The organism is Acinetobacter sp. SwsAc6, assembly GCF_013391565.1.
GTDB classification, from domain to species: domain Bacteria; phylum Pseudomonadota; class Gammaproteobacteria; order Pseudomonadales; family Moraxellaceae; genus Acinetobacter; species Acinetobacter cumulans.
On the sequence record NZ_JACAXE010000013.1, the window covers coordinates 20,756 to 47,513 of the forward strand.

The following is a 26,758-nucleotide window of genomic DNA, read 5'->3' on the forward strand; positions in this document are numbered from 1 at the left end:
CTTTAAAGAAGACTTTATTTGGAATGTTGATACAGATTCTAAAAAGGACTCTTAAAACCAGGAAGGCCACCTGTCATAAGGATCAAATATGGACCAAAGCCCTAAACAAGATAATTTTGACGAGCAAACACTTGATCAACTGCAAGACGGCCAATCATTAACTTTCAATGAGGGCCTGGAACAGTGGGATGATTTAAGTTTGGACGGCGTGGAATTTCAATCCATCCAGCCTACGCCACAACAAAACAATGTTGCACAAGATCAATCGCAACAATACCAGTCTGAACCATATCCCAATGATCCCCTATCTGAACCTCCATTAATGGAAGAACCGCCAGTCATGCAAGATGATGGGTATCAAAATAATCAGTATGATCAGTATGATCAGTATGAACAATATGATCAGCCTATGGGCGGTAACTCTGTACCTCCTGGGCACCCAGATTATGATTACGCTCCCCCTCTTGAAGATACTCGGTTGAACGATGATGAACCGATGTTTTTTGACGAAGGTGATTATGAGCGTAGTAGTTACCCGAATTACGAGAATGAACGGTCCATCATTCCTGAAAACACGTTTGATCTTTCCGCTGTCACTGTCAATGATTTAGCTGAACTTGATCCTGTTCTGATTGGTAAAGTATTTGATGCACTTGAGCAAAGAGAGCCAGCCAGTCAATTAGAATTCTTTGCAGACATCGGGCTTGATCTGCAGAATGATGATGATCTTAAGTTTATTGCGGCTCTGAATAAAATCCAGACTAAAAACGCACTGGACCAAGGATTAGGCAATATTGCTGAAAATAACAGTTCATTGCCAGTTGAAGACCGTGTTTATACAACTGCAGACTCTAAATTATACCTATCAGACAATGATCCTGATTTCCTCCTTTCCAAAGAAGAGAATCCATTTGAAGCCGTTCAAGTGGCTGAAAAAACCCTCTTTAACTTTGAGACAAAATCTTTTATCACTCAGCCCTACTATGGTTTAAGCCTGAAGGGTGCAACTAAAGAAAATGCCCTCAACTTCCTGAGTAATCGTCAATTCGCGATTGAAGGCCTGATTAACCAAAACCAAGTCGTGCGTGAAGCAAAACAGCAGATCTACAACGAAGTTACGGGTGCACCGAATACCTATTTTTCAGGTGAATTAACCGATAAAAACCAAATTAACGCATTGATGCGCCAAGTGCGTGACTTTTGCTTAATTCGTGGGATTGAAGCTGAAGAACTTGGCTTAGTGCCAAAATCTATCGTCATGGATCAATGGCGTGTGAATAGCGACCATACAGCTGCTCGACTTGAACAACTTGAGATTCACTATCTTGAATTCAATACGGACACGTTAACCAAGGAAGTAATTCAGTTATTAGAAACCCGTGAACATAGCGACCAGTTACAAGCTGCTCTACTTTTGAAAGAACATAAAGAAAATCAGAAGACTAAAGAGACAGTAAAGGAAGATGTTGAATCAGCTGATCCGAATGCACCAAAAGGTACACCAAAGAGCACATTAAACATTGCTGGTGGTCCACAAGACAAAGCAAGTTTGGCTGCAAGTAGCGTTGCCTCTAAAAGCTTTAAGGATATGCGAAATGAGGAAGGTAACGAACGTCCTCCTTTAGCGCGTGAAAATAGCCACGGCCATCCACGAACGGTCGCTGATGAACTCGCTGCGCTCAGTGCAAAAATGATTGCAGTCATGATTGAACTGGTTAAGAAAACAATCAAGTTGATCATTGCAGCGATTATGGCCATGTTCAACAAGAACAAAAGCCTTGATAACCTGAAAAACATTTGGGATAAACCAATCAATCCTGATGTTACCGTTAAAAGTAACCATCCAGACGCACAACAACCCGAACAGCTTGCCAATACAGCCGATAAATCAAAATTGACTGAACTTGGTAAGAATGCCGATATTTTAAAACCGATCTCTAAAGAGCAAATGTTGCCTCTTTTAAACGATCCATATACCACTCAACTGAATAAAGACCGTGACGGCGTTACCTTAGAAGAATTCGATCTAAATGTCGGTAAAGTCTATGCCATTGACGGTGAACAATACATCGTGATTGATGTAGTCGGTAAGGATTCTGTCGAAGGTGTTGAATCCTCTACCCCATTTATCAAACTGGTTAAAGAAGCAGATTTACCGCCTCAAGTGGAAGGTAGCGATGCACCTACCCCGATTACGCCGTTCTATTTAGAAGCGATTGAAGACAAAGTAACGTTTCTCTCAATTGAAGAACTGCATGAAGGCATTAAGTCTGAAAAGATCCATGAGTTTGAAGGTCGCTTTTTTGAACCCATTTGTTCTCAGTACTTAGAACAAGCACGTATGTTCCTTGGTGCCGAATATCCATTAGGGCAAGATCCAGAACAAATGACTGAAGAAGCCAAAGCTTCATACAAAGATCAGTTTATTCAACGTGCCTATCAATCAGGTCAAATAATTTCGGATCAAGTAAAGAAAGTCAAATCTAAACTTTCAAACCTTTTGGGTAAGTTTAAAGGCAATACTGCAGAACAGTCGGCAACTCAATCAGCACCGCAAAGCCAAGACCAAAACAATGACGGTAAACCAATGAACCCTTATGACAGTATTTATGTTGATCATGATTCTGACTTAGAAGCATTCTTTAAAGACCGTCACAACAATGTTTCTTATGCTGAAATTGAACAGTTTGTCGGTATGGTTTATGAAGATGAAACAACCCAAACCAATATGGTTGTTTTGGATATAGCTTCCGATAATCTGGATAAACGTGCGATCGTTGTGCCTCTTTCGGTGATTGAAGATCTCGAAAATATCACTGAACAAGATGTGCTTTATCTTAAAGACATCGTGAATGAATCCTCTACCGTTCCACTGTATGAGCTGGAGTCTGTCGAGCCGATAGACGAGTTAAATGCGCTTGGTAAATTTTCAAGTGAATATTTAGACAAGCTCAAAGCCGATACCATCAACAATACTGCAGAACAGACTAATACTTATGCCAGATCTGCCGAACGTGAACTTGAACTTTCAAAAATGATTTTGGAAGGCAAGCTCAGTGTTGTAGGTGCCATGGTGAAAACGGATTACGGTCAATTCGTGGTACTGACTTCAGATTCGGAAGGTCATAAATCAATTGCACCCGAATACAACGCCGTGGCCATTACTAACCTTGATCGTCAAATTACCACGGAAGATATTATTAATGCCGGTATTACAACGATACCGCGTAAAGATATTTTAGAGTGGAATACTGTCACGGCGCTCAATGAAGAATCTGCCAATCAGGTGACTTATTTAGATCCTGAAGTTTACCAGGCAGTAAGTAATGCAATTCATCAAAATCGCGAAAAAGAATTGATTCAAACTTTGAGTACGTTACAACCCTCTGCAGCACTCAATAGCATCGGTTCAAAAATCATTACGCAAGATGGCAATACATATATTGGTCTATGCGCCAAAGATGATGGCAAATCAGGCGAGTACTACGCCGTAAAAGCTCCAGATAATCAACTCTCCCCGATTGGCGCAAGCTATATCAATGATGTTGGTGTTGAAGTCATTAGCCGTAGTCAAATTGCTGAATTTCAGAATGCGGAAAATAATCAGCAACAACTAATCAGCCATGATGTGTTTGTTACATTGCTAAATGCAGTCAATAACAGCAATGAACAAGAAGTACTTCACCTCTTCTCTAACTTGGACCAGGTGAAACAACAAATTAAAGATTCGTTATTCAGCGAAAAGGAAAGTGAAAAAGTGATTGAACAAAATCAATTTATTGAACAACTGAAAAACAATAACCTTGTGAAAGCCGATCACATTAACGCGCTTAATCAAATTGCTGATCAGATTCAAAATACGCAACTGAAAAATGTTGTTAAAGGTATGGCCTCAACCGTTGTTGCGCCTGAAAACTCTCAAAACGAGATGTATGTTCAAAGCTTTCTACATCTCAACCAACGCCTAGACACGTTACAACAAGATTTAAAGCTTCAAGCAGCATCAAATCTTATGAATGCTGAATATAAGCAACTTTTTGAATGTATGGATGATCATCTAGTACTACCTACTGCGTATGGTGATGCCAAGTTTGTAAACCTTAATAGTGTTGAGCCTCGTATTGTTGAATTTAGAAACTCGGCTGAAACAGGTCAAATCTTTGACAGCTTCAACGCCGTGATTGCCGAAACAGGAAACGTGGAAATTGCGCTTCAGCACTTAAAGCAAGAGATCTTAACCGATCACTATATCGCTGCGATTCATGAGGATGTGAAGTTACACCGTCTAGAACAGCAAGACATGGAAAAAATCAAAGAAGTGAATCAGATCCTTGAAGCTGATTTTGATAAAACTGGCCTACGCTTAGAAGCGCTCCAAGATGGTTTGAATCTCAATACTAAAAACTACTTAGACCAAGTAAAGCTTGAGAAAAATACGACATCTCAATTTTTGAGTGACCTTGATAAGCATATAGATTTAGAAGTCGCACGTAGAAACGATCATGACAATGATCAAACATTGGGGCGTTAATCATGGATCTCTATAAAAACGTAACTGGCGACATCGATGCGATGATTACTTTTGATAAAATCTTAGGTGGTTTTGGTCAAAATACAGTGAATACCACGCGTGAGCGTGTTCAAATCAACTCTAAGCATGAAAAGGTAGAGCGTGAGATTGAAGGTGCCAGTCCGTACCTTAAAAGCGATTATGAGCTATTTGTCGAGCATCACAATATGTTGATGCAAGAGTATCGGGCAACTCAGCTACATTTACGCAATATCTTAGAAAAGAAAAATGAGGTTAAAAGCATTCAAAAGCTTGCGGATCTCTGCGAACGGCACCAGTGCTCCAACATCGCTCAATTATTCGTTGAAAAAAATGAAGATGAATATGTATTGCAATGCTTTCAAGACTTTCAGCAAGACTTAGAAAACAATAATGCTCTCCGAAAAGACTTTAATCACTTTTCAGACTCGTTTGAAGCCTACCGATACAATATGGAGATCTGTAATAAGCTTTCTGGTATCGATCAGCCGTTTACCCTTGAACGTCCGAATGACAGACAGTTGAATTTCGTTATCCATAGTCATGAAAACATCAATAAAACATTGTTGGACTATCAGGCGAAGATCATTGAGCAACAAACAACTGTAGACCAGCTCAAGCAAGATGCTTCCTATACTGCCTTATTTCCGATCGCAACCAATGATAAGAACATGTTCTCAATTGCAGCGACCGAAGTTTATGTAGAACAGTCACCAAAATATCAAGACTATCTTAAGGTCATTAAAAATGAGCTTAAGAACATAAACGAAACGGGTAAAAATACGTTTAGTCAGCATTACAAAGATACTATTACGCAAAGCAATCTTGAAAACGTTAAAACTAAAGAAAGCGCTTCAACTTATAGCAATGGGTTTTAATTAATTTTAAATAAAAACATTTAGGGTGTTTTAAGATAGAATCTAAATACCCTTTAATGGAGTTAAACATGATTCAAACTAAAATCACTGAACCGACAAGAACGCCGTTTAATCCTCATGGTTTTGCAGATGCAACGCCTTTACATGCGTTTTACTTGGAATTATTAGAAAAGGGATTAATCCATAAAGCTCTTGAAGAAGGTAATTTGGAATTTGAAAACCAAAACTTGTTCATGACGATCGATTGGGAATCAATAGACGTTCAAATGGATGCTTATACGTTTGATGTGAAATTAGATATTGTATGTGGCGTCATACTTGATGAACAAAAAGTCACGAATAGCATTCAAGTGTTTATTAATGAGCAAACTTTGTTTATAGCTTCAGCTAAAACCTTTAACCCTAAATCTGGTCTAACGCAAAGTCTTAACTTTGATATTCCTTTACGTGTTTTAAGTCAAATGGGCTATTACGCCCTACCTCTCAAAGAGGACTAAATCGTGGGAATGAGCATAGAAAGCCAAAACATAGCATTGTCTCAAGAGCCTACAACCTTTGTACCAGAAGCTTTTGTACACTCTATTAACTACTTTTGTCAGACCTTAGAGAACACTTTTCATTTTGATAAGCGTTCACTCAATTTCTTTGAACCAGGTACACCAAAAGAATACGGCTTGTATCTTACTGAACAGCATTGCCTTGTTTTTTTGAATGCTTGCAGTAGTGGCTATCTTGGCGAAACACGCAAAGTTACCAGCTTCACCGCTTTTGTGCTTTTAAATCAAAAAAATAATGAATCTGAAATGCTCGACATCACGTTAAACGATCCAAAACGTGTAGAGGAACATTTCAAAACTGCGTCTAAAGATCAGATCAATATTTACTTAAAGAACGTGCATGAATTAAGTAATTTTCTGAAAAATAAGTACTCGGATTCAGGTTTTTTAAAAGATATTGTGACTGAGGAAGGTTTTTCTAAAACCCTAAAGCCATCGGTTTTACAGGAATGCTTAAAAGAGGAAGTAGAGCTAATTAATACTTTAATGTGTTTGGTTAGTACTCAGTTTATATATATTACGACAGCTATTATTTTTAAGCGTCCTATTTTAAAAGAATTCATAAAACTATGTTTAACCAATGAGAAGTATATACTACAATATGGTGAAGAATGGTATTATGATTCTATATATAAGTTCGCTAAAAGGATATATGAGTTAAAACACCTTATAGCTACCTTATATTTAAGTAGTGAAGCTGTAGTAAAAGATGTTGTAGTGCTTTGCGAACTTGCTTCTAAAAAACATTAATCATAACTCTTTTAAAGGGCTAGATATGCGTAACAATCACAAGAAAGCTAAAAGGCTACAACAAGTTCGGGGCAAGACTTTAAGGACTAACCCTAATCTACAAAATGTTAAGCCAGCTTTTAAAACTAAAAGTGCTTTAAGCATTTTTGTTGCTACCGTTATTGGGTGTTCAAGTGCTATTGCAGTTCAACAAAGTTCCGTTGCTTCTGTTACCAGTAATACTCAAAACATGGGTAACTTAAACATCGCAACATCATCGACCATTGCAAGTAGCTCTGGTGGTGATACGCCTTTGTCGAATTCAAATAGCGGATATTATTCGTCTACCAGTTCTAATTCGTCATTCAACTCTACTGCTGCTGAAAACAACTTCATGGCGGTTAAAAAAGGTGAACAAGCAGCTGCTCAAAACATTCAAACCAATATTGAATCATGTGCAACTGATGGGATCGGTAAAGTCGTTAAAGACAACTTAGATCTACAAATGACGGTTTGGGGTCGTCCAATCGATATTAACAAAATGTTCAGTCCAGCTAGTCAAGGTGGCTGTTTTGCTGACATCGGTAAAATCATTGACCTTTCTGTGACTATTCCATCACTTGATACAATCATCAATGCAGCGCAACAAATGGTTGTCGATTACGCGACTAAAAAAGCGTGTGACGCAATGAAAACTGCAAGTACTGAACTTGTTGGCCCATTGAATGATGTTATAGGTGAAATCAACAAAGCTGGTCAATATACTGATGTATCGGGTGCGCTTGGTACTGCTGTGAATGGTCAACTTGGTAAACTTGATCCTGGTCTAGTTATGCCTAGCGGTGCTTTTGAGGGTGGAAATACTTATACAATCAATGGTAGTAGCTCGACTGGTACAGTTTCTAATTCAACTGATCAAAATGCCAGTACTAGAACAACGTCTAACGCAAAAACTTCAAGTTCAGAATCTACTTCTGTCACCCAATCAATTAAAGACTTTTTCTCTTAAGTTGGGGGTGGTATGAAAAATAGAAATAATCTGCGTAAAAGAAGAATTACTGTTAATCAGTTTTCACCTGTTAAAGCAATTGCGGTGGGTACTTTAACGGTTGGTCTATTATCCGTACCACTTTTTACCAATGCTTTTAGTCTTGGCACTATCCTTTCTGAGCTTGCAATACAAGCTCAGCAATTGATGGTACGTTCTGCTGTGCGTGTATCTACTCAACAAACAGCGGTCAGTGCAAATCAAATTGTTGATAACCAAACGCGTGATTCAGAAATGATCGTTGCTGGTATTCAAAGTGTCGATAAAAATATTGAGATCAAAAAAGCGATTTTAAATTCTGGTACGAATGCTGCCCTCCCTGATTCAGCTTTTTGTACGGCTCTTGAAGAACGTGAACAAACCGATCTAAATAGAAACTTAAAAGACTTTAACGTTTCTAAATACATGCAAGACGTTTCAGGGAGACTTTTCTCAAATTCAACAGATGAAGCAACCTCACCATATGCGTTTCACTTGGCGACCTCGTGTGGCGTAGAAGAAGCGAAAATGGGTATCTGTAATTTGATTCCAAATGGTCTGCAGTATGGCGACATTGATACTGCTTTTGTTTTTTCTCGTTCTCGACTTTCTGAACAGCAAGCGACTGTTGCATTGAACTACTCGTCAATTGCATCTAACAACGTTGTTCCAGTCGGATTGATGGAATGCTCTTCATCAACTTGCGTTGATTTTCAAAATAAATACATGGCTGGAAGTACTCTTTCATCACTGGCTAACTATTCGGTGGCTAATAATGTGATGCAACGCACTACACCAAACTCCAATGCTACAGCCAAATTCTTTGAGTAATGACTATGAGAAAGCGTAAAAATACTTTAAGACAGCCTAAAGGAAAATCAAAGTTTGTACCTGTCATTTTAGGTGCAACTTTGGTGATTAGTAGCCCTGTTTTTGCTGAATGGGCTACGGTTGGTTTGGGTACGATTATGGGCGAGATGTCTACTCAGATTCCTAAGCATGCAAGCGACCAAGCAAAGGATATTCAAAAAGTATCTCAAAGTACCCGTAGAAAGTTAGATGATTCGACTGAAAACATCGTTGCAGCGCTTAAAGTTGCGGTGAAGCAAAAGGCGCAAGCTGCTAACCAAATTACCGATGCATCAACTAAAAACACCCAAACTATTGCCTCTGGTATTCAAGCGCTTTTACAGTCAGATACCATGAAAAAAGCACAATTTGCTTATGGTGCCAATACTGGTCAAGGCTTTAAGTCTTGTGAGGTTTTGGCTGAAAATACAAATATGTCGAGTGCATCTGGTCAAGTGATTGATCAAGCAGCTGATATGGCGACTCAAACCTCTCAAGTCGGCGGTAAATTAGTTGGCTCTCAACAGGAAGTGATTAATCAACGCCTAAACGTGCATAAAGCTGAATTCTGTACGGTTGCTGAAGCACAAGCTGGTCAATGTACGTTGTCTAAATTACCGGGTGGCGATACCAATGCTTCCCTACTGTTTAAGTCTGTTGCACCTGGCTCAAAAGAAGCTCTTGCAAGACATTACGTGCGTGAAAACATTTTAGGTACACCAGATAAATCATTGTCTAATGCAACGGCACGTACTCCAGCTGGTCAAGATTATTTGCAAGCAACCAACCAAAAAACAGCTTTACTTGCTATGCCAGCGTATAGCTTGGCGGTTATTGACGCGCAAAATACAAAATCATTCAAAGATATTGACGGCAAAATGGTGTCTGCCAACGATTTGATCGACCAAACAATCGCACGTTACTACGGCGGTCCTGAAGCTAAAAAATGGCAAATGGCGATGGCGATGCAAGATCCACGCGGTCTACTTAAAGAAGCCAATATCATTAACGGCGTTTCTGTTTATTTAGATCTTCAAACTTACAAGCAAAGTTTGCGTGAAGAAGGGTTATTGTCTGCATTACTTTTAGCGAAATCTCAGCCGATAAAAGATGATGTGAAAACGAAATACGGCCAGTCAGTGAAAGTTAAGCTTTCACAAACTATGCCTCAATTTTAAGGAGACTAAATAATGCGTACTCCGAAAAGAACATCACGTAAAGTTATGAAAGCGCCACAAGCGCACGGCTCTCGTTCAAAAATTACTGCACTCGGTTTCACCCTCGCCATCATTAGTGGTTCTGCATCTGCTTATTACTGTGCTTCCGTGGGCAACCCGATGGCAGTAAATACCTTGAAGTTGCTTCTTCAACAGGCTGATGCGGTGGAAAGCGCTGCGTTACATGCGTTGGACTCAAACTTATCTTTGGGTATTAAAAAGCAACAAGATGATGTGACGGCAGCGATTAAGATCCTGACGAAACAAGAGGCTGTATCTGCTCAAGGTATTTCAGATAACGCACATAAAAACGCACAAAGTCTTGTAACGGCGTACCAAGCTGTTAAACAAAGTGAGCAAATGAAAAAAGCTCAATTTGAGTTTGGTGCACATGGCCAAGCATTTAAAGCGTGTGAAGTTTTAAGCGATCGTGAACAAGCTCAACAAGACAATAAATCTGCTGATAGTTCAATTTTAAATAAAGTTGGCTCTGAAGTGGTTGCTGCGCCTGGTGTCTACATGAACCCTCACAAAGCACAAGAAGCTATGTTACAAGCTCATAATGAGTTTTGTACCACTTCTCAGGCTGCGTCTGGACTATGTGGTGCTGCTGGTGAAAATGCTGGTCTAAGTTTACAAGCTTCAACTTTATTCACGACTGCAGCGCCAGACACGGCGATGGCTCGTGCTCAAAATGCATTGATCAACAACATGGTTGGTCTACCTGATGCCCCAATTGACGGAAAAATTGCGAAAACATCTGCTGGTCAAGATTATGTGATGGCTAAACTGGCGAAAGATGCTTTAACTTCTCCAGCAATTACCTCTTTGAAAGCAATTCAAGCGCAATACTCCCCTGTTGCTGGTGGTGGTACCAATAGTCATGATTCAAGTACCAAACTTGCACCGATGCAACACTTGGAAAAAAGTGTCTCTCGTTATTTAGGTTCTGGGCAAGATTACAAAGACTTTGCTAAATCACAAGCGATTAAAGATGAACGTGGTTTGATGGTCGATGGTTTAATTCAAAGTACTGAACGCTTGAACTTGCAATATCAACAATACAAGTCAAATGAACGTAAAGAAGCGGTATTGGCTGCGCTAGTTTCTGCTGAAAGCAAATTATCTGACGGCTCAATTGAAGTGACAGATCGTTCTAAGTCTACGGGTAACATTCGTAGGATTGCACTTTCACAAGCAATGGCAAGTAAATAGCCTGATTTTTTCATTATCAGACTGATAATGAAAAAAACTTAAAAAAAAGGGATGGTTTTAAGCCATCCCTTTTTTTGTTTAAAACCCTTTTAGATAGTTTCTTTATATAAATTCTCTTATAATCTTTAGTATATACCGTTCAAAAGTAACCGATGGTGCTTTGATATTTTAATTAAAAGATGCTTATACATATTGCCGTGGAGTTTATATGTCAACTAAAAAGAAATGGTTGGATCTGAGTAGCTTTGGCGCTCAACTTGTAGTAACCCCTAAAACAGATTTAAGAAACCAAGCAGCCATTCTTAAGATTAAAGATGTTGAGCTTTTAGAGAAAAAGTTGAACACATCCTTAAACAGCTTCTTAACAGGTTTAAAACAGACTGGAAAGTTTGTTTATATCACCAATGAGCAAAATAATGACCTTAGTTTTATGTATAAGAGTTCGCAAGATAGTCTCTCTCTTGCTGACATAAAATCTATTTTTCCTTACGACTCTAAAAATGACCTCATTGAAATGGATGTGTCAGATATATATCTGCAAAACCCAATGAGTAGTGCTGAAAAAAACCAGTGGCAATCCCTATTTGAACTCAATAATCAAAAGTCCGTTGTGCTTTACCAAGCAAAACAGCAAAAACCGTTTGCCCCAAATACAACCATTATGGGTGCGGTTAAACAATTCAATAAAGCAGATTTAGGCTGGAATAAGCTACCGACATTACTGCAGTCCGTAGATCCATTGCCGTTGGCTGATTTAGACAATTACGGGTACCAAGCAGATAAAACACTGACTCGTTATTATGTTGATAAAGAAGCAGCGCTAAATGCTGGACTCATAGAAGATACGATAGAGCCTATTGAACTAAGCAAACAGCTAGTGATTTCGGTTAATTCAGGCGGTGAAGTACTTGCCCTAAAAGATATTACGCAAATTCCTGAGCTGACCAATTATAAAATATCTTCACATCCAGCATGGCCAGCGTATAACAGCTTACCGAAGCAATTTATTGATATTCGAGAGCTGAATAAGGGGCTGAATACGAGCATTGATCCAATTGTGAATGCGCTTAGATCGGATGATCATGCCGTTAATCACCAAGGATTGATCAAGCTTCAAACCTTAGTCACGAAAATCAATGACTGTTTGTATTCATACGAAGAAAACAGCATCCCGTCAGCATTGGCACCATTTGGTATAGAAACAACTGCGTTACAGCTGGTGGACAATGATTGGAAAGTTTGGGAATACAACAACCAAACTTTAGATGTAGAAGAATTCGACCTTGCCGATAAGATTAAGGACCTGATCCAAAGCGTTCAAAATAATATTAATAATTTAAGAACATTTGATCCCTACTCAATTGGTGATAGCAGTTTTGATCGTGAATTAATTTATGAAAGTTTGGATGACATCGGTACAAGTTTAGAAAGCTTGGATCTCAATCAAATTAAGCAAACCATACCGCCTGAACCTAAGGTTCCAGTAAAACGTTTGTTCAATCGAATTGATCACTTTTTTAGACACACCAAGTTTAAGCCGAACATTCCAGAACCAGTCATTAAGGACTCTTTGACTAAACTCGCTTTAATGCGAAAAATTAAGCAAGAATACCTACAAAAAATTGCAAAGCTCAAAGAAGAACGTCAAGCGATTGTTGAAGCGAAAGCAACACATACCATCAGTGAGCGTATTGAAAAAGCGGTTGCGATTCAAGTCGCTGTTGCTACTGAAAATGCGTATGTTTTGGATCAGCAAGCCTATGACGATCAAGCTTATGAAATGGAATTGGCATTAAGTCAGTTAAACATTGCTTCTACGCGTCTGAACAATCTTTATGATAGTTTTTTTGATTCAGTGATAGACCGTGAAGAATACGGCACGGATCTGGATAACTTCCTACAAAGCGTTGTCACCGATGATGAATTGCAAGATGAAATGCAACGTCTATTGGATGAGGCGAACGAGTTTGAAGCTACTCACACCTCAAATGACATTGACATTTATCATTTCAACGTTGATCTAGGTGAAGAACCTAACGGGCTTTGGAATGAAGCTGTTAACCAGTTTGATGTGGTTCATTATTATGATGAACAAGATCAAGAGTTATCTGCAGTCGAAAAGTTTGAATATTCTATTTTGGGATATTCACCATCTCAAGAATCTGCAATGCCAGATTTTAACGATATGGTGTTCTCGAATGCTGTATCAGTGCTGGATAACAGTATTGAGGACATGATTGCGACCAGTGCTGAAAATGTAGGTAAAAACTACTTTTCATTTCATCAGCAAATGCCTCGTATTCTTCAACAACTGCATAGTATTAATAGCCAATTTACGGCGCTTGGTGATGGTGATGCCCATAGCATTGCATCACAATATTTATCGGATGAAAGCTTAGAGCGATTCTATAACCTGTTAGAACAGGACGGTAACTACAAGGGTTTTAATAAGCGTATCGATGTGGCTCATGTGCTTTCTGAGCTGAGTAGCAATATTGGCAACAATCCTGACTCCCCTATCCTTAACCGATTACCTGATATTAGGTCGCAACTCAATCATGCGATAAATGAGGAATTACGTGTACGCACGAATCCTGGTAATGCACTGGCCAACGCGATTGTTTTTGCTGCGACCAATGAAGTTTTGTCTTTAAAAGAAACACTCGAAAAAGATGAAATCTATGTGGTAGACAGCTTTCAAAACTATCTGCCTAAGGTGATACATAAAGACCACTTCAACTCAAATACACAAGAACAGCTTTTTGCCTTAAATAAAAAGGTCGCGGTAAGTATGGCGTATAAGCGCTATCTACAAGACTTTTATCAAAATGCCGTGGGTGAAGAGTCTAAATCTGAAGCGGTTACTGCCATTATTAATAATGAGCACAAGCATATTTTGATGGCACTAGGTTATCTAACACCGACCTACAATGAAGTCACGGCGCCAAAAGACTCGAAAATTGAAAATGTCGTCACGTTGACTGAAGAAGCGGTAAAAACCTACCTAGCTGAAGGTAACGCTTTGATGGTTGAGCCTGAAGTTAGCGCACGTTCTTTGGCGGTGTATAGCAGTACGATAGCATCTGATCAGAACTTCATTCGCTTACTGCCGATGGATCTAGGTCAAAAGGTTAGTTCATTACAAAAGCAAAAAACCATTATGATTAATGGTGCTTCTTCGTTTGAACATATCCTGAGCTCTAATCCGATCAGCAAAAACAAGCTGACCTATGATGACCTTAAGAATGTAATTCTTAATCGTATTTTGACCAAGGAAGCGGTACCGAAATATGAAAAAGGCTTAAAGCTTGATATTGAAGTTAAGAATGTCTATGAGCATGCATCAAGTTTCTTGCCACTTGAAAAGACCGATGTTAACAGTGAAAATGACTTTGGCAATCTCTTTAAACATGGGCTTGTGCTTGAAGCATTACAATCGACTCCAGACTCACTCAAGAATGGATTTAACCTCAACCGTGATTTAATCAATTCTGCCCTACTGCAGTCATTTGAAAATCGTTCTATTGAAGAATGGACGGCACTAAAAAATAAATCTCTCGAGACAAAAACGGGATCTCTTTTAAGCATTATCACCAATCCAGAACGTATCAAAGAGTTTGAGTTTCCTGAGATAAATTTTTATCTCACGGTTTCACCAGCTGATGAACAAAAGCACGGTGCGATTAACTTATATTTCAGCGGTGAACAGATTCCGTCTACCGATCGCTTAATCGTTAAATCAAGTCTGAATGACTTAGCTGCAGACGATAAGGCGCTGTTTAAAGCTTTGACGCTTAGCAATGATTCAGTTTTAAGTACGCAAGAGCAAATGCAGTACTTGATCGACTCATTAGAAAAACGCTATCAGATCTTCCAGTCGATCGAAAACCTACACCTTAAAGAAAAGGTATTGTTTAACCCTGAGTTGGACGATTACAAGGCATTAACTTTGCGTGATGCCGATAATCAATACATCGATCCAACGGCGAAACAAGATCTAATCGATTTTGTGAAAAGCAATGATGTGATGACCAATGTTGATTTGATGAACGTCTTTACCGACTACATCCATCAAAAAGAAATGGATCAAGCGTTTGAAAACGGCTCCAAAATTATTGTGGCCAATGACGGTGCTGATTTAGTGATTTCTGTCATAGATAAAGACACACCAGTTTTACAGCATGATCAATTACGGGTTTTTGATAATGTTGAGCAGTTTGCTAAATTCAACGAGCGTGGTGGATTGTTTAAAGACTTCCAGTTAAACGGGATAAAAGCGCATCTTGTGGACCAAGTATTAAATGATCTTGGGTTACGTGAAAACATACTGCAGACAATCAAGGTGCCATTATCACCCGGTTTTGAAAATATTGATGTTAAAGGCCTTAATGAGATTGTGGCTGTTAATATTTCAACATTGGTCAATAAAATTGATTTTACCTTTGGTGAAAAGCTACTTGAATCTAAAGACCGGTTCGATCTCGCGATTAAAGTTGCCGATGATCAATCTCCGTTAAAACTGGCCATTGTGAATAATGCCGAACATCAGCAATTTGTTGATCAAGGCTATAAAATTCTTCCTACGCCAAAGCACCCGAACTCTAAGAACTTCTTAATTACTGATTTTGCAAAATCATTCAAAAAAGCAGAATTATTTAAGTCTCGCGATCAAGTATATAAACCTGAACATATGGTTCAAAGCGCACCTGTTGTAGAAGTTGCCCAAGAACCATTGGTTGAAGAACCGATCGTAACTGAACCTGAAGTTCAAAAGCCTACTGAACCAGAAGTACAGGAAGCAACGGTAGAAGTTGTAGAGCCGACTGAGCCAGTTGCTCCAGAGCAAACATCACTGTTTGAGTCTGAGGGTAAGCCTGAAGCTGAAGCACCAAAAGAGCCAAAAACAACCAAACCGAAAGCCACTGAGTCACGTTCTGAAGTTGGACTTATTGAAGATACGGGTATGAAAATGCCTGGTGCGAAAAAGGATCTGTATGGTCCACGTTTATCGCTCAGTCAGATTCAAGATATGTCGCTTTTGCAAGTCAAAAACCTAATTACGCGTGACAAAATTTGGAAAAAGGAATCGGTTTTACAAGCAAAAGAAGCTGGTCGAGATATTTACATTCACTTGCTGACTGACGCTGTACGTAAGATGACGAATGATCAGCCACGTTATCCGCTTGAAAATGCCACTGAAGAACAGTTTAAAAAAGTAGGTGCTGGATACTATGACGCTGTTTTAAGTATGCGTGATGCATTAATGGAAGCAAAAACAGTTCGTGAATTTATTCCTAATGCATGTGATTTATACGTTCGTTTGAATGAAGACAAAGATCTGTTCACGGCGTTTAAATCATTAGATCGGTCATTATTTTCATTGGTAGAAAGCTATGCTGAATATGCTGCCACTGACATGATTATTAGTTCTGAATTGGCGAAAACCGATAGTAGTGAAGCACGTAAAACGCTCACTGAAGCACTTCATCATTTAAGGAAAGAGTTACCGCCAGTTAAAGGCACCTACTCTATCTATAAAAAAATACGTAGTGCGATTGATGCCAAACCGTTCCAAGACAAAGTAAAAGCGACTGTTACTTTTAGAAGTGGCAACATTATAGATTCGAGTACGCTATTTAGCAGATCTGATGCTGGTCTATCTGAACAGGTCATGGATCTGTTAACTGCTAAAAAAACCAAAGACGCAACTGCAGAGAATGATGATACTCAAGAAGTCTCGTTATCTGAAAAGAATGTATCGCACATTGTAGATGACACGGCGAGTACCTTAGATGCCCTATTCAAAGAGTATGCTAAGCCTCGTACTATGCGTAAGGCATTCAAGCTCAGTGATGTGGTTGTGACGGAAAACATTGCTTCACGTAATGGCCAAGATGTTACTGCACATACCTTGCAAGCGACCTTTGGATTTAAAGCCGTAGAGTTTGGCGAGTACTTGAACCAGAGCGATCGTCAAATCGCGTTAAATAACGCATATGACGGTTGTTTCGCTCTTGCTAAGGCACTTGATATAGATCCGAAATTTGTTGGCTTTAACGGTATGTTGGGTGTTGCTTTTGGTTCGCGTGGACGTTCCGCTGCGATGGCACATTATGAGCCATCTAACCGTGTGATTAACTTAACCAAGAATTCAGGTTTTGGCTCGTTTGGTCATGAATTTTTCCATGCCTATGACCATCTCATTTTTAGTGCGATGACACGCAATCAACCAAAAATGATGATGGAAAACGTACAGCCTTATCTAACTCGTTTTGCAGAATTGAATAACATTAAGTCTGAGAAGTATGCCAACATTAACCAAGATTTGTTGCAAGCTGCAGCCAAAGTAAATCAAGCGATGTATTACTTGCCAATGAAAAAGGATGACTCGATAGAAGTACTTCGCACGAATCTTGAGAATCAAGTCAAGTTTTATGAAACCAGCATCAAAACGATTTTGGATAAAACATTGGTAGATCAACCTGACATTGTTGATTTGTTTACGCCAGATAGAGACAGCATAAAAGAGAAAATTAATACGTTTATTGCGGAACGTGGCAAGTTGCATACTGAACTATCTTCATTGATTAACTTCGCTAATCGTCATGAAGATCCTGAACTTTTCCAAAAGGACGCCATACAACATAGACGTTATATGCACGTTGCCCAAGGCTTGCATAAGTTCTTGTCTGAAAATGAGTATCCAATCCCACGGACTGAGCTCAACAAATATATCTCGCAATCTCGTTCTGAAATTGATCATGATCGTGTCTTTGCAGCGCAAGTACTTGGTGCAGCGAACAGTACAGTCTTTAGATCAGTTGTATTCCGTGATTATCGACAAATGTTGCGTAGTCAGTTTGCGATATGTGCACTCGACTTCATCAAAGAAAACAGCCCTAAACCATTGTCAGATGAACACTTAAAGTTAATTTCTTTAAGCTTACAGACGAACGATCGCTTAACATCAACTAATCAATCTCAGCTAAAAACTGATTTCTACAAAAATGCGATGGTATTAGAGGGCTTAACAAGTGCTAAGAAGCCGTATTGGACGACCGCACATGAAATGTTTGCCCGTAGTGGTGAGCAGTACTTACAAGTGACCTTAGCAGAAATGAACTTGCGTAATGATTGGCTTGTTTACCCATGTCCTGAAGGTGGTTCATCTTCTGTAACTCAACCGCATGGTATAGAAAAAGATGCAATCATGAAGGAGATTCGCGAATTTACGGTGAAAGGCCTGGACTATATTCAGGAAAATATTGCTGAACTGCGTTTTGCTGATCATCAGCAGTATGTCAGAAATGCAATGCACTTCTTCCAACCGGGTACAGATCAACATGAGAACCTAGTTAAATGGAATGAAGTCATTAATGAGATGTCACAAGCTGAATACGATGAATATTGGACTAAGCTCATGACCAACATTGAAGTACAAGCAGATCCAGAATTAAGCAAACAAAAGAATAGCGATCCTGAATTGGCACTATAAGCAATTTTGAGATCTTGGATGCTATCCCCTGTGGGTGGCATCTTTTTTTTATTTAAATCTTATAAATGGAATCAGGGGGCACTATGGCAATAGCAATTCCAAAGCAATTTGCTGGTTTTGGTCTAGCAGTTGCAATTATATCTGTGGCTAATCATTTCGGATTGGTCGATCTCTTTGCTCAAAGTGCTACACGGGCAATATCGAAACAAGCTCAATCAGTAGAGTCAGCCAATCCAGGCCAACCGAATGAACCTGAAAACGGTCTACAAATGGCAAAAGACTATGCTGAACATCAAAAAATGGTAGCCAATAGTGCAGCCATGCCATTTAAAAAAGAAGTGATTAATGTTTCCAGTATGGAAAACACACAACATTTTGGTCCTGTTTCAATGGAATCTCAAAATGTTGATACTGTGTTTATCATTCGAGATAAGGCCACTAAAAGGTTACGAGCCGTTGTTCAGGTACCCAAAAAGCAAACTGTCAATATATCTCTTCCAATTGGTCAATACACCATTCAATATGCCCAAAACAATTATATTAAGGATGCTCCATGGCAAGGATTAAATAAGTTTTGGGGATACGGCACTACCTTTTTAGAAAGTAACCTTGAGCATAATGTTACCTTGGTCCAATATCCGAATAATAGTGGCTACTTTATTCGTGGTACTGGAATTATTGTAGGTGTAGAAGATGGCACCCAACCAGACGAACTCGCTAAAAACGAATTTGTTAAAATGTAACCATCAGCTTTAAGCAAGATGTCACCTATACGGTGGCATTTTTATTTATAAAAAAAGAAAGAATAGTGCACGGTTTTAGATGGTTTTATTAAAAATGATAGGTATTTAAACAGTGCTATTTACTCGGTATATACTATTTTAAAGAATAACGCCTAAACCCTCCCTCAAAGTTAATTTTTTAGTTTAATATAAGCACATATAAGTACTCGTAAGAGTCGTTTTAAAGTCTTGGATCATGCTATGTGACCAAGTAGGAGACTATAAAGTGAATGAAGTTAAATGGCCTAATTTAACTGGTCTTGGTGCGCGTCTTGTAGTATCGCCAGCCAACAATTTTCGCCCAAAAACGGCGATGCTTGTTGTTAATGAATTTGAGCAATTCAAAAAATCTATTGAACAAAACAGTTCTAAGCAATTTGAACAAGTGTTAATGGATGCCCATTTTTATGAAGTGCAAAATGATGATGGTATTCATGCGTACTACTATAAGAACCCGGCAAAGTCTGGTATCGATCTAAACGATCTTCAGAAGGTCTTTCCAGCGTTTACCAACGATATGAAAGTACCGACTAAGCAAGAAGATATTTATCTCACCAATCTACCGTTTAAGAAGAACATTCCGAACTGGAAAAGTTACTTCGCATCAGCGACCGAACGCCTTTCTGCTTTCCCTGAAGTGTATGTCAGTAAGCTAAACAATGGATCTAATATCCTTGATACGCTGAAAACCAGTCTTCAGGAATCGAACAAATCCTACTTGGCTCAATTTCAGTCTTCAAAAATTCCTTTTAATCGTCTTCAAGATTATGGCTATGAAAATATCTTCTCTAAAGTCTATCTAGATGAAGAATCGGCGATGGCCAGTGGCGAAAATCTAGATAATCTAGCCAAAATTAAGTTGTCTCCATTTGCAGTACCCGTCAATTACGAAAAAGATGGTTCGTTACTGATTATTGATGACTTGCGCCATATTCCTGAAATCTTTGCTCATGATCCGTATGAAGCATTGGGGTTAAATGACAATATTAACCTGGTGCATTTTGCTCATGAATACGAGTCCACTTTTAATCAGCTGATTGAGCATGGCCGTGGCAACAGAATGTTTAACATGAGCTTTAAAGATGTTGATGCTTATGTACAAAAATTAGCTTCTGATCTTGTTGTGATAGACCGTGTGTTTAATCAACAGCAATTGCCGTATCCAAAGCTATTAGAATCAGCAAAACAAGGTATTCCAGCTTTTTATAAAGATGAACATGGCACATGGATGGCGTCTAAACAAGGTATTGAAACACGCCTTGTAGATAAGATGGTGTATGACGCTGCCATGCTTCGCCATGATGTCTTACAACAAATGGTACGCCAGATGCCAACAGGTAAAGTTTTCTTTGCCGATCTGAGCCAAGAGTTCTCTGAATTCTCTGTAAACATCGTTCCTAAGTTTAATGCGCTCTATGATCACCAATCTGCTGAAATCAAACAGCGTAAACTAGAAGAACAACTCAATGAATCAAATGTTAACGAGATCTTGAATGATCTTGATGTTAATTTTGAGGCAACTGAGAAGGCATCTATTACTGAGTCTGATCTACTCAACATTGCAAATGACCTCCCTACTCCAGAAATTGATGATGTTGCCGTACTTAAAGAGCTCTTAAAGTTTCCTGAAGAATTATTGGATGCAAGAGGCAATGACAAGGTGCGTGATTTCGCGCCGTCTATGCTTGAAATTAGACAGATCTTGGATGTCTATGTCATTCCTAAGGCTACTGAACAAGCTCAACAAATTGAGAAGCAATATAGTGATTATCTAAATCAGAAATATGCTGAAATTCAAGATGTCGTGCGCTCAGCTACACAAACAAAAAGCTTTAGCGTAGATGATATTCAAGCGATCTCTGACGAAATCGACACACACAATGTTGAGATCTCAAAACAGTACAATGAAGTTAAAAAAGTCTTATGGCAAAGTGAAACTTTGGTATCTGGCATTACGTCTGCAACAAATACCTTTTTGTTTAATAAAAACAGCTTCTACTACGCTAAAGATGAAAACGGCAAATTTGTAGGTTTTGAATCTGAAGTAGAAAGCAATCAACACAAAGCGGATCTGTTCAAATTACTGTCTAAGCAATTCGACAATCAATTGGTTTCAATTAAAACGCCTGAGCTTCAGGAATTTGTGAATAATGAAACTGCAGTTGATATGTTGATGTCACGCACGAACAATTATGTTGAGCAAAATATCAATGATTTTGTTGCTGGTGATTTTTCTGCGCCGTTAGAGCTAGAGCAAGATGCACAGCGTTTAGAGTTAAGCGATCTGTGCACGGCTGATCTTGCTAATAACGATAAATTAGCTTCAGCGTATTTTGAAGAGTTTACTCGGCTTCTTGATGAATCAAACTTTGATGAAGCATTTTTAAAACAATCTCTATCACAAACTAAAAGTGCGTCATTCTTAAAGAACGGTGTAAATGAGATTTTATTCCGTAATTTATTGGTGCCAAATGCAAGTGAAAACTTCAATCGTAAGACTAAATCTGATTCTGTTCCTGAGGATATTCTTGCTAAAACTTCATCACATACAGATGGGTTTAGTCTGGACCGTCAGTTCAATCGCTTTGTTGAAGTTCAAAGCTTCCAAAAGGCATTAACAGCCAAATATCCGCAACAAGACTGGTCATTTATCACAAAGGATGACCGTGGCGAAAACATCAAGTCGATTGCTGAAGATATGCAGTCTGACATGGAAGAAGACCGTAAAGATGCAAAGGATCTGTTGTCGAGTATCGAACGTCAGTTTTATTCTAAAAATTCGACCTTATTTGTCTCGAACATGGATCTCGCTGCAGATGAAATCTATGTTCAGATTAAACCAACGGGTGACATTGACGATTTAAAAGTTAAAACCGTTAAATCAAATGAATTTGATGAAAACAAACATTTTTCATTGTCTACCGATGGCTACAAAGCAACAAATCAAGCGTATGCGAACATTGCCAAGTATTTTGTTGAAAAAACCCTATATCTAGAAGATGGCGATTATGACAAGGCACAAAAACTAGCTGCCTTAGTGATTGCTGGTGAAGATAAAGAGCTCAAACAAGAAACTAAGAAAGTCTTTGGTGTAGAGCTGACTGCAGATGACTTGAAGCAAGTCCAAAGCATGCAGTTAGAAGATGGTAAGCTCCAGTTAAACAAAACTGCCCTACCGAACCACAACTACAACAACATTCAGCTATTCAACTATCTGAACCTGATTGATATTAATCAGCGTACAGTTTTTGGCAAATTTGATGTTGAAGTACAAAAAGAATTTGAGGTGATTAAGGATCTTCTCAAACCTAATGTAGCTTTTCAGAATAACGTTAAATATTTTTCTCTAACAGCTGAAGAAGAGAACGTACAGTTCAATAGTGAATCTGAATACTTTAACACTCAGCTAGAAAATGCTGTAAAGCACTATGAAGATCACCACGGCGCAATCAAGATCCCTGATCATGATTTGTTTATAACTGTGTTTCAAAAGAATGATCTTCAGTATATACGCCTCTACAATCATAAAGACAAAAATGCGCCGTTTATTGGGCATTCAGTTTCCCTAGATGCCAATATACATAAGGCTACTGGCTTTAATGATAGAGATGCGGTTAAAACGTCTGCGAATGCTTTGTTTAAGTTATCGACTTCACGCAACAGCATGACGTTTATGCCTCCAGCTAAGTTCACTTTTGAAAAATATTACGAGTCAGATCTCAACTTCTTCAAAGCTAAAGATAGTCAGCAAACTTTAATCAATAAAGTGTTTACGTCTTTACCAAACAAGATGTTCCAGTACATTTCTGATCATCCATCTAATTTCAACTCTAAATTAGATTTCATCAGCAATCTTAATTCTGCAACATACGAAAAGTTTGAGGATCTTAGCTACGATAAAAAACCGAATGAAGTCACTGAGCTTCTGAGCAACATCTCTCCAGCGTACACCTATGTTATCGCTCATGTAGATGGCCAGACAGCAATCATGCCTAAAAACTTAACCAAAGTTTTTGATGTTCAGGCATTTGAAGAAGTTCATCCGTTTGATTTGGTGAACTCTAAACTTCAGAAAAGTGATCTTAAAGAACTTTTTAGCAATGGTATCAATGGTGAACCTGATCCGTTCATTAATAAGCTCAAATTTAGTGTTGTATTAAACCGTGTAGGTAATCCAGAACTTGAGGATATTCAGCCTAGATTTATGTTAGAGCAGATCGCCGTGAATGAGGCGTTTGCAGAAAAATATAAAACCTTAACCGCTTTAAATGAAGTCAATGCCGTCATGCTTGAGCATGTCAAAGCATTACAAGATACGATTAAACAGGCTTATGCTGAGCATTTTGTAGGTTCCAACCCTAAAGTTCACCAATACAAGTTGCTAAACAAATCATCTCAACAAGATGAAACACCGCAATTGTTTATGGTTGATACGGACTATGAGCCTCAATTAACTGCCGTGCTTCTTCGTATACCGTCTCATGACTATCAGTATCAATTGATTACTGGTTTTGATGATGTAGACCAGTTTAGTCACGAAATCTTAAATGCTATCGAATCTAAGGTTAATTTCGGTACCACTTTAGAGCAATTAGCACTATCTAACTTGCCTGAAATTCAGATTAAACACAAAACTGACTTTGAGAATAAACAGTTAGCAAGTTTGCATTTCCAAACTTTGATTACGAATACGCTTGGTGCTCTATACGATCAAACCGCACACATAAAGCCGTATATCAAAACTGAAAATCACAAATTGTTTTTGGCCATCAAGCCATCGACCGACAATGAATATGCATCGGTTAAACTTTTTGGTGATAAGTCCGATATTCACGGTGATTACAAGTCTCTGTGCGTTTTTCCTGTTAAAAGTATGCGCTCAGTTGAAGATGTCTTACAACTTCAAAACCGTGTGTTTACTGACTTCACGTTTATCGATCAATTGGTACCAAAAGACAAATATGTGCCTGTTGATGTAAAGGTAGAGCCAAGTGACTCCCCTGCTATGTACTTAGGTGATGTAGGTGCCAAGTTTGGCGGTGCACATAAAGATCGCTACGGTGAATACATTTCATTGGAATATATTTCAGCGACATCAGCCGATCAAACAGCTACGGACTATCGAAAAGCAAAAATCGTTGCAAATAAAGAATTCCAAGCTTGGTACACCAATACGCCACTCGGTATTGATGACAAAATATTCGTAAAGGCAATGTATGACTACTGCCCAACTAAACCGTTATTCTCTAAAAATGCGTTGATGCTTGATAGCCAACGAGCGACAGAATTACGTGCGTATGTGGCTGTTGTTTCTAACATCAGAAATTTGATGGTAGATACTCAAGAAGAGTTGATTCATGCGGTAAGAAACAATAAAAGCTTATCTGCTGAAAGTCTTGGTATGACTGATCGCCAACGTAAAGACTATATCGGGCTTTATAGTAAAGGTACCAAGAACAACTACAAAAACTACTTCGAATTGCTTAGCAATTTGAATGAGTACTACATTATGCCAGAACATACAGGCGGTATCAGTGTTCAGCTTGAGAAAATCATCGAAAAAACGATTGATAAAGAACTCAGTGAGATTCTATCAACAGGTAAGATCTTTGATTTTTACGGTAAGTCGAAAGTCACTAAAGATGTGAGCGATGCGATCAGCAACATGCAACGTACTGGCTTATATTCAACTGTGCTTGAACCATACGTTCTGAAAAGTGCGATTGAAAGTGGTTTAGTTAAAGCTGAATCTGCACCTATTTATGTTAAAGATCCTGTTGCACCAGTTATAGAAGCAACGACTGAAGCTGTGAATACACCTAAAGCACCACGTTTGCCGTCATTTACCAGTGAAGTGAAAAAACTTGAAAATGGCTTTGTGACTGAAAAAGTCCAATCAAGTATTTACGGATTGTTAAATTACTCTCGTACTGGTCCTGATCATCGCCAAGGTGCCGATGTGGATTCATTCAAGCTTAAAGATGACTTTTCTATCCGTGGTGTTGAAGTAGGCAATAAAGTTAGTCCTGTGGCTCAACAGTTGGTTAATGCCGTGTATGACTCATTGGCTGACTTAAAACAACTCATGGGCTTTAAATCAAACAATGGTTTATTGAACTTGGGTGTTGCTTTGGCTTCACGCGGAATTAAAGGATCTGCAGCGCATTTTGAACTGTCTAAGAACGTGGTTAACTTAACTCGTGATAGCGGATCTGGAAGTTTGGCTCATGAGTATGGCCATGCGCTAGATGCACACTTGGGAATGTTGGAAAAAGCGGAAGTATATAAAAATCACGCTCAAATGAATCGTTCTGTACTTCAGGACTATTATGAAGACATCCCTAATTTTGAGATACCAGGTGCACGACACTTCTTATCAAATATGTTGGATGCTGGATACTCCCCTGTTACTGAGTCCGGTCGTGCTTTTGAAAAGGTACATCGTGCGATGATGAATGAGCCAGTTCAGCCAATGAAAAATTACGGTCAAGTACTTCATGAGAATGCTGAGACTGCAATCAAGGCGTACCACACTGTTGCTGATTCAATGCATGATGAAGTGATTAAGAATAAAGAGAATTATCCTAATTCTACGCGCAAAACCTTAAACAGCTTCTTTGACTGGCACCAAAAGCACTATGAAGATCTCATTCGCCGTCAGTTTGAGAAAATTGAAGAGTACTTGAAGAAGTATGAGCGTGAATATAAAGCTGATACAAACCTATCTTTCTTCAGTACAGTTCAAGACAAGGTGGATGTCATTGTCTCTAAAATTAACACTGACATTAATGCTATAAGCTTTAAGTCGTTTGAGCGCTATCAGCAAAAACTTAATGATATGCGCCAGCCAGAACATCATTTACCTACAACCGGTTTGGAAGAAAAAATTACAGGTGTTGCGAACGCAGCGAATGTGGATTTAAAAACACTATCGCAAAACCTATCTGAATACTTGATAGAGTCATCTAAATACAAGTTCTATAACCTGGTAGAGAAGTACATGCCTGAGGGAGTTAAAAATCCTCATACTCAAATGCAAAACTTCTTTGATAAGTCGCAAGACGTTGAAGTTAACGTAGGTGATATTCGTTTTAGTGACAATCTATCGCGTTATAAAAAGGACTGTTTAAATATCGACAGTGCTGAAAATCGTGCAACGCCGTATTACGCGACCAGTACCGAAATGTTTGCTCGTTATTTTGAGACTTATTTGTACTCTAAAGTTTCAAATGAAAATGAAATGAAAAACTCATTTTTAATTGACGGCTACCCTACCGTACAACCTAAAGGTTTAGAGTTTGAGATCTGCAGAAACTTGACTGAACAATTAGTCGAAACTTGTGTGAATGAAATATTTGATCAAGATCTGCAAAACGAAAATACCCAAAAAATTATTGCTGAAGTTTCGATTGAAAAAGAAAATGAAGCTGACCAATTAAGACTTGAGATGTGAGATAACT

11 protein-coding genes are annotated in these 26,758 nt (G+C 38.7%); all 11 read left to right on the plus strand.

What is annotated here, in order from left to right:
• Positions 1-88 precede the first annotated feature (88 nt).
• The 11 genes from HYG93_RS10235 (at position 89) to HYG93_RS10285 (ending at position 26,751) form a co-directional block, all read left to right on the plus strand.
• Complete coding sequence (locus tag HYG93_RS10235) at positions 89-4,531, plus strand: hypothetical protein (protein WP_005028696.1); 4,443 nt, start codon at positions 89-91, stop codon at positions 4,529-4,531.
• Positions 4,532-4,533: 2 nt separating this feature from the next.
• Positions 4,534-5,427: a hypothetical protein gene (locus HYG93_RS10240; protein WP_005028694.1), complete on the plus strand. Its 894-nt coding sequence runs from the start codon at positions 4,534-4,536 to the stop codon at positions 5,425-5,427.
• A gap of 68 nt (positions 5,428-5,495) precedes the next feature.
• On the plus strand, positions 5,496-5,924 hold the full coding sequence (locus HYG93_RS10245; protein ID WP_005028693.1) for a hypothetical protein: 429 nt from the start codon (positions 5,496-5,498) through the stop codon (positions 5,922-5,924).
• 9 nt (positions 5,925-5,933) lie between these two features.
• Entirely contained in the window at positions 5,934-6,734 is an 801-nt protein-coding gene (locus HYG93_RS10250; protein WP_024160804.1) for a hypothetical protein, read from the plus strand.
• Positions 6,735-6,759: 25 nt separating this feature from the next.
• Positions 6,760-7,722, plus strand: coding sequence for a hypothetical protein (locus tag HYG93_RS10255; RefSeq protein WP_178962458.1), 963 nt, complete (start codon positions 6,760-6,762; stop codon positions 7,720-7,722).
• Positions 7,723-7,734: 12 nt separating this feature from the next.
• Positions 7,735-8,571 carry a hypothetical protein gene (locus tag HYG93_RS10260; protein ID WP_178962459.1) on the plus strand — a complete coding sequence of 279 codons (837 nt, stop codon included), beginning with the start codon at positions 7,735-7,737 and terminating at the stop codon, positions 8,569-8,571.
• A gap of 5 nt (positions 8,572-8,576) precedes the next feature.
• Entirely contained in the window at positions 8,577-9,767 is a 1,191-nt protein-coding gene (locus HYG93_RS10265; RefSeq protein WP_178962460.1) for a hypothetical protein, read from the plus strand.
• Positions 9,768-9,779: 12 nt separating this feature from the next.
• On the plus strand, positions 9,780-11,021 hold the full coding sequence (locus tag HYG93_RS10270; RefSeq protein WP_178962461.1) for a hypothetical protein: 1,242 nt from the start codon (positions 9,780-9,782) through the stop codon (positions 11,019-11,021).
• Between the two features lie 208 nt (positions 11,022-11,229).
• A complete protein-coding gene (locus tag HYG93_RS10275; RefSeq protein ID WP_178962462.1) occupies positions 11,230-18,516 on the plus strand; it encodes an LPD1 domain-containing protein in 7,287 nt (2,428 codons plus the stop codon).
• A gap of 83 nt (positions 18,517-18,599) precedes the next feature.
• Entirely contained in the window at positions 18,600-19,259 is a 660-nt protein-coding gene (locus HYG93_RS10280; RefSeq protein WP_005028677.1) for a hypothetical protein, read from the plus strand.
• A 265-nt stretch (positions 19,260-19,524) separates the two neighbouring features.
• Positions 19,525-26,751: an LPD1 domain-containing protein gene (locus HYG93_RS10285; protein WP_228260094.1), complete on the plus strand. Its 7,227-nt coding sequence runs from the start codon at positions 19,525-19,527 to the stop codon at positions 26,749-26,751.
• Positions 26,752-26,758: the final 7 nt, after the last annotated feature.

Excerpts from the sequence above, each read along its gene's own strand:
- HYG93_RS10235 (WP_005028696.1), top strand. The coding sequence starts at position 89 with ATGGACCAAAGCCCTAAACAAGATAATTTTGACGAGCAAACACTTGAT.
- HYG93_RS10240 (WP_005028694.1), top strand. The coding sequence starts at position 4,534 with ATGGATCTCTATAAAAACGTAACTGGCGACATCGATGCGATGATTACT.
- HYG93_RS10245 (WP_005028693.1), top strand. The coding sequence starts at position 5,496 with ATGATTCAAACTAAAATCACTGAACCGACAAGAACGCCGTTTAATCCT.
- HYG93_RS10250 (WP_024160804.1), top strand. The coding sequence starts at position 5,934 with ATGAGCATAGAAAGCCAAAACATAGCATTGTCTCAAGAGCCTACAACC.
- HYG93_RS10255 (WP_178962458.1), top strand. The coding sequence starts at position 6,760 with ATGCGTAACAATCACAAGAAAGCTAAAAGGCTACAACAAGTTCGGGGC.
- HYG93_RS10260 (WP_178962459.1), top strand. The coding sequence starts at position 7,735 with ATGAAAAATAGAAATAATCTGCGTAAAAGAAGAATTACTGTTAATCAG.
- HYG93_RS10265 (WP_178962460.1), top strand. The coding sequence starts at position 8,577 with ATGAGAAAGCGTAAAAATACTTTAAGACAGCCTAAAGGAAAATCAAAG.
- HYG93_RS10270 (WP_178962461.1), top strand. The coding sequence starts at position 9,780 with ATGCGTACTCCGAAAAGAACATCACGTAAAGTTATGAAAGCGCCACAA.
- HYG93_RS10275 (WP_178962462.1), top strand. The coding sequence starts at position 11,230 with ATGTCAACTAAAAAGAAATGGTTGGATCTGAGTAGCTTTGGCGCTCAA.
- HYG93_RS10280 (WP_005028677.1), top strand. The coding sequence starts at position 18,600 with ATGGCAATAGCAATTCCAAAGCAATTTGCTGGTTTTGGTCTAGCAGTT.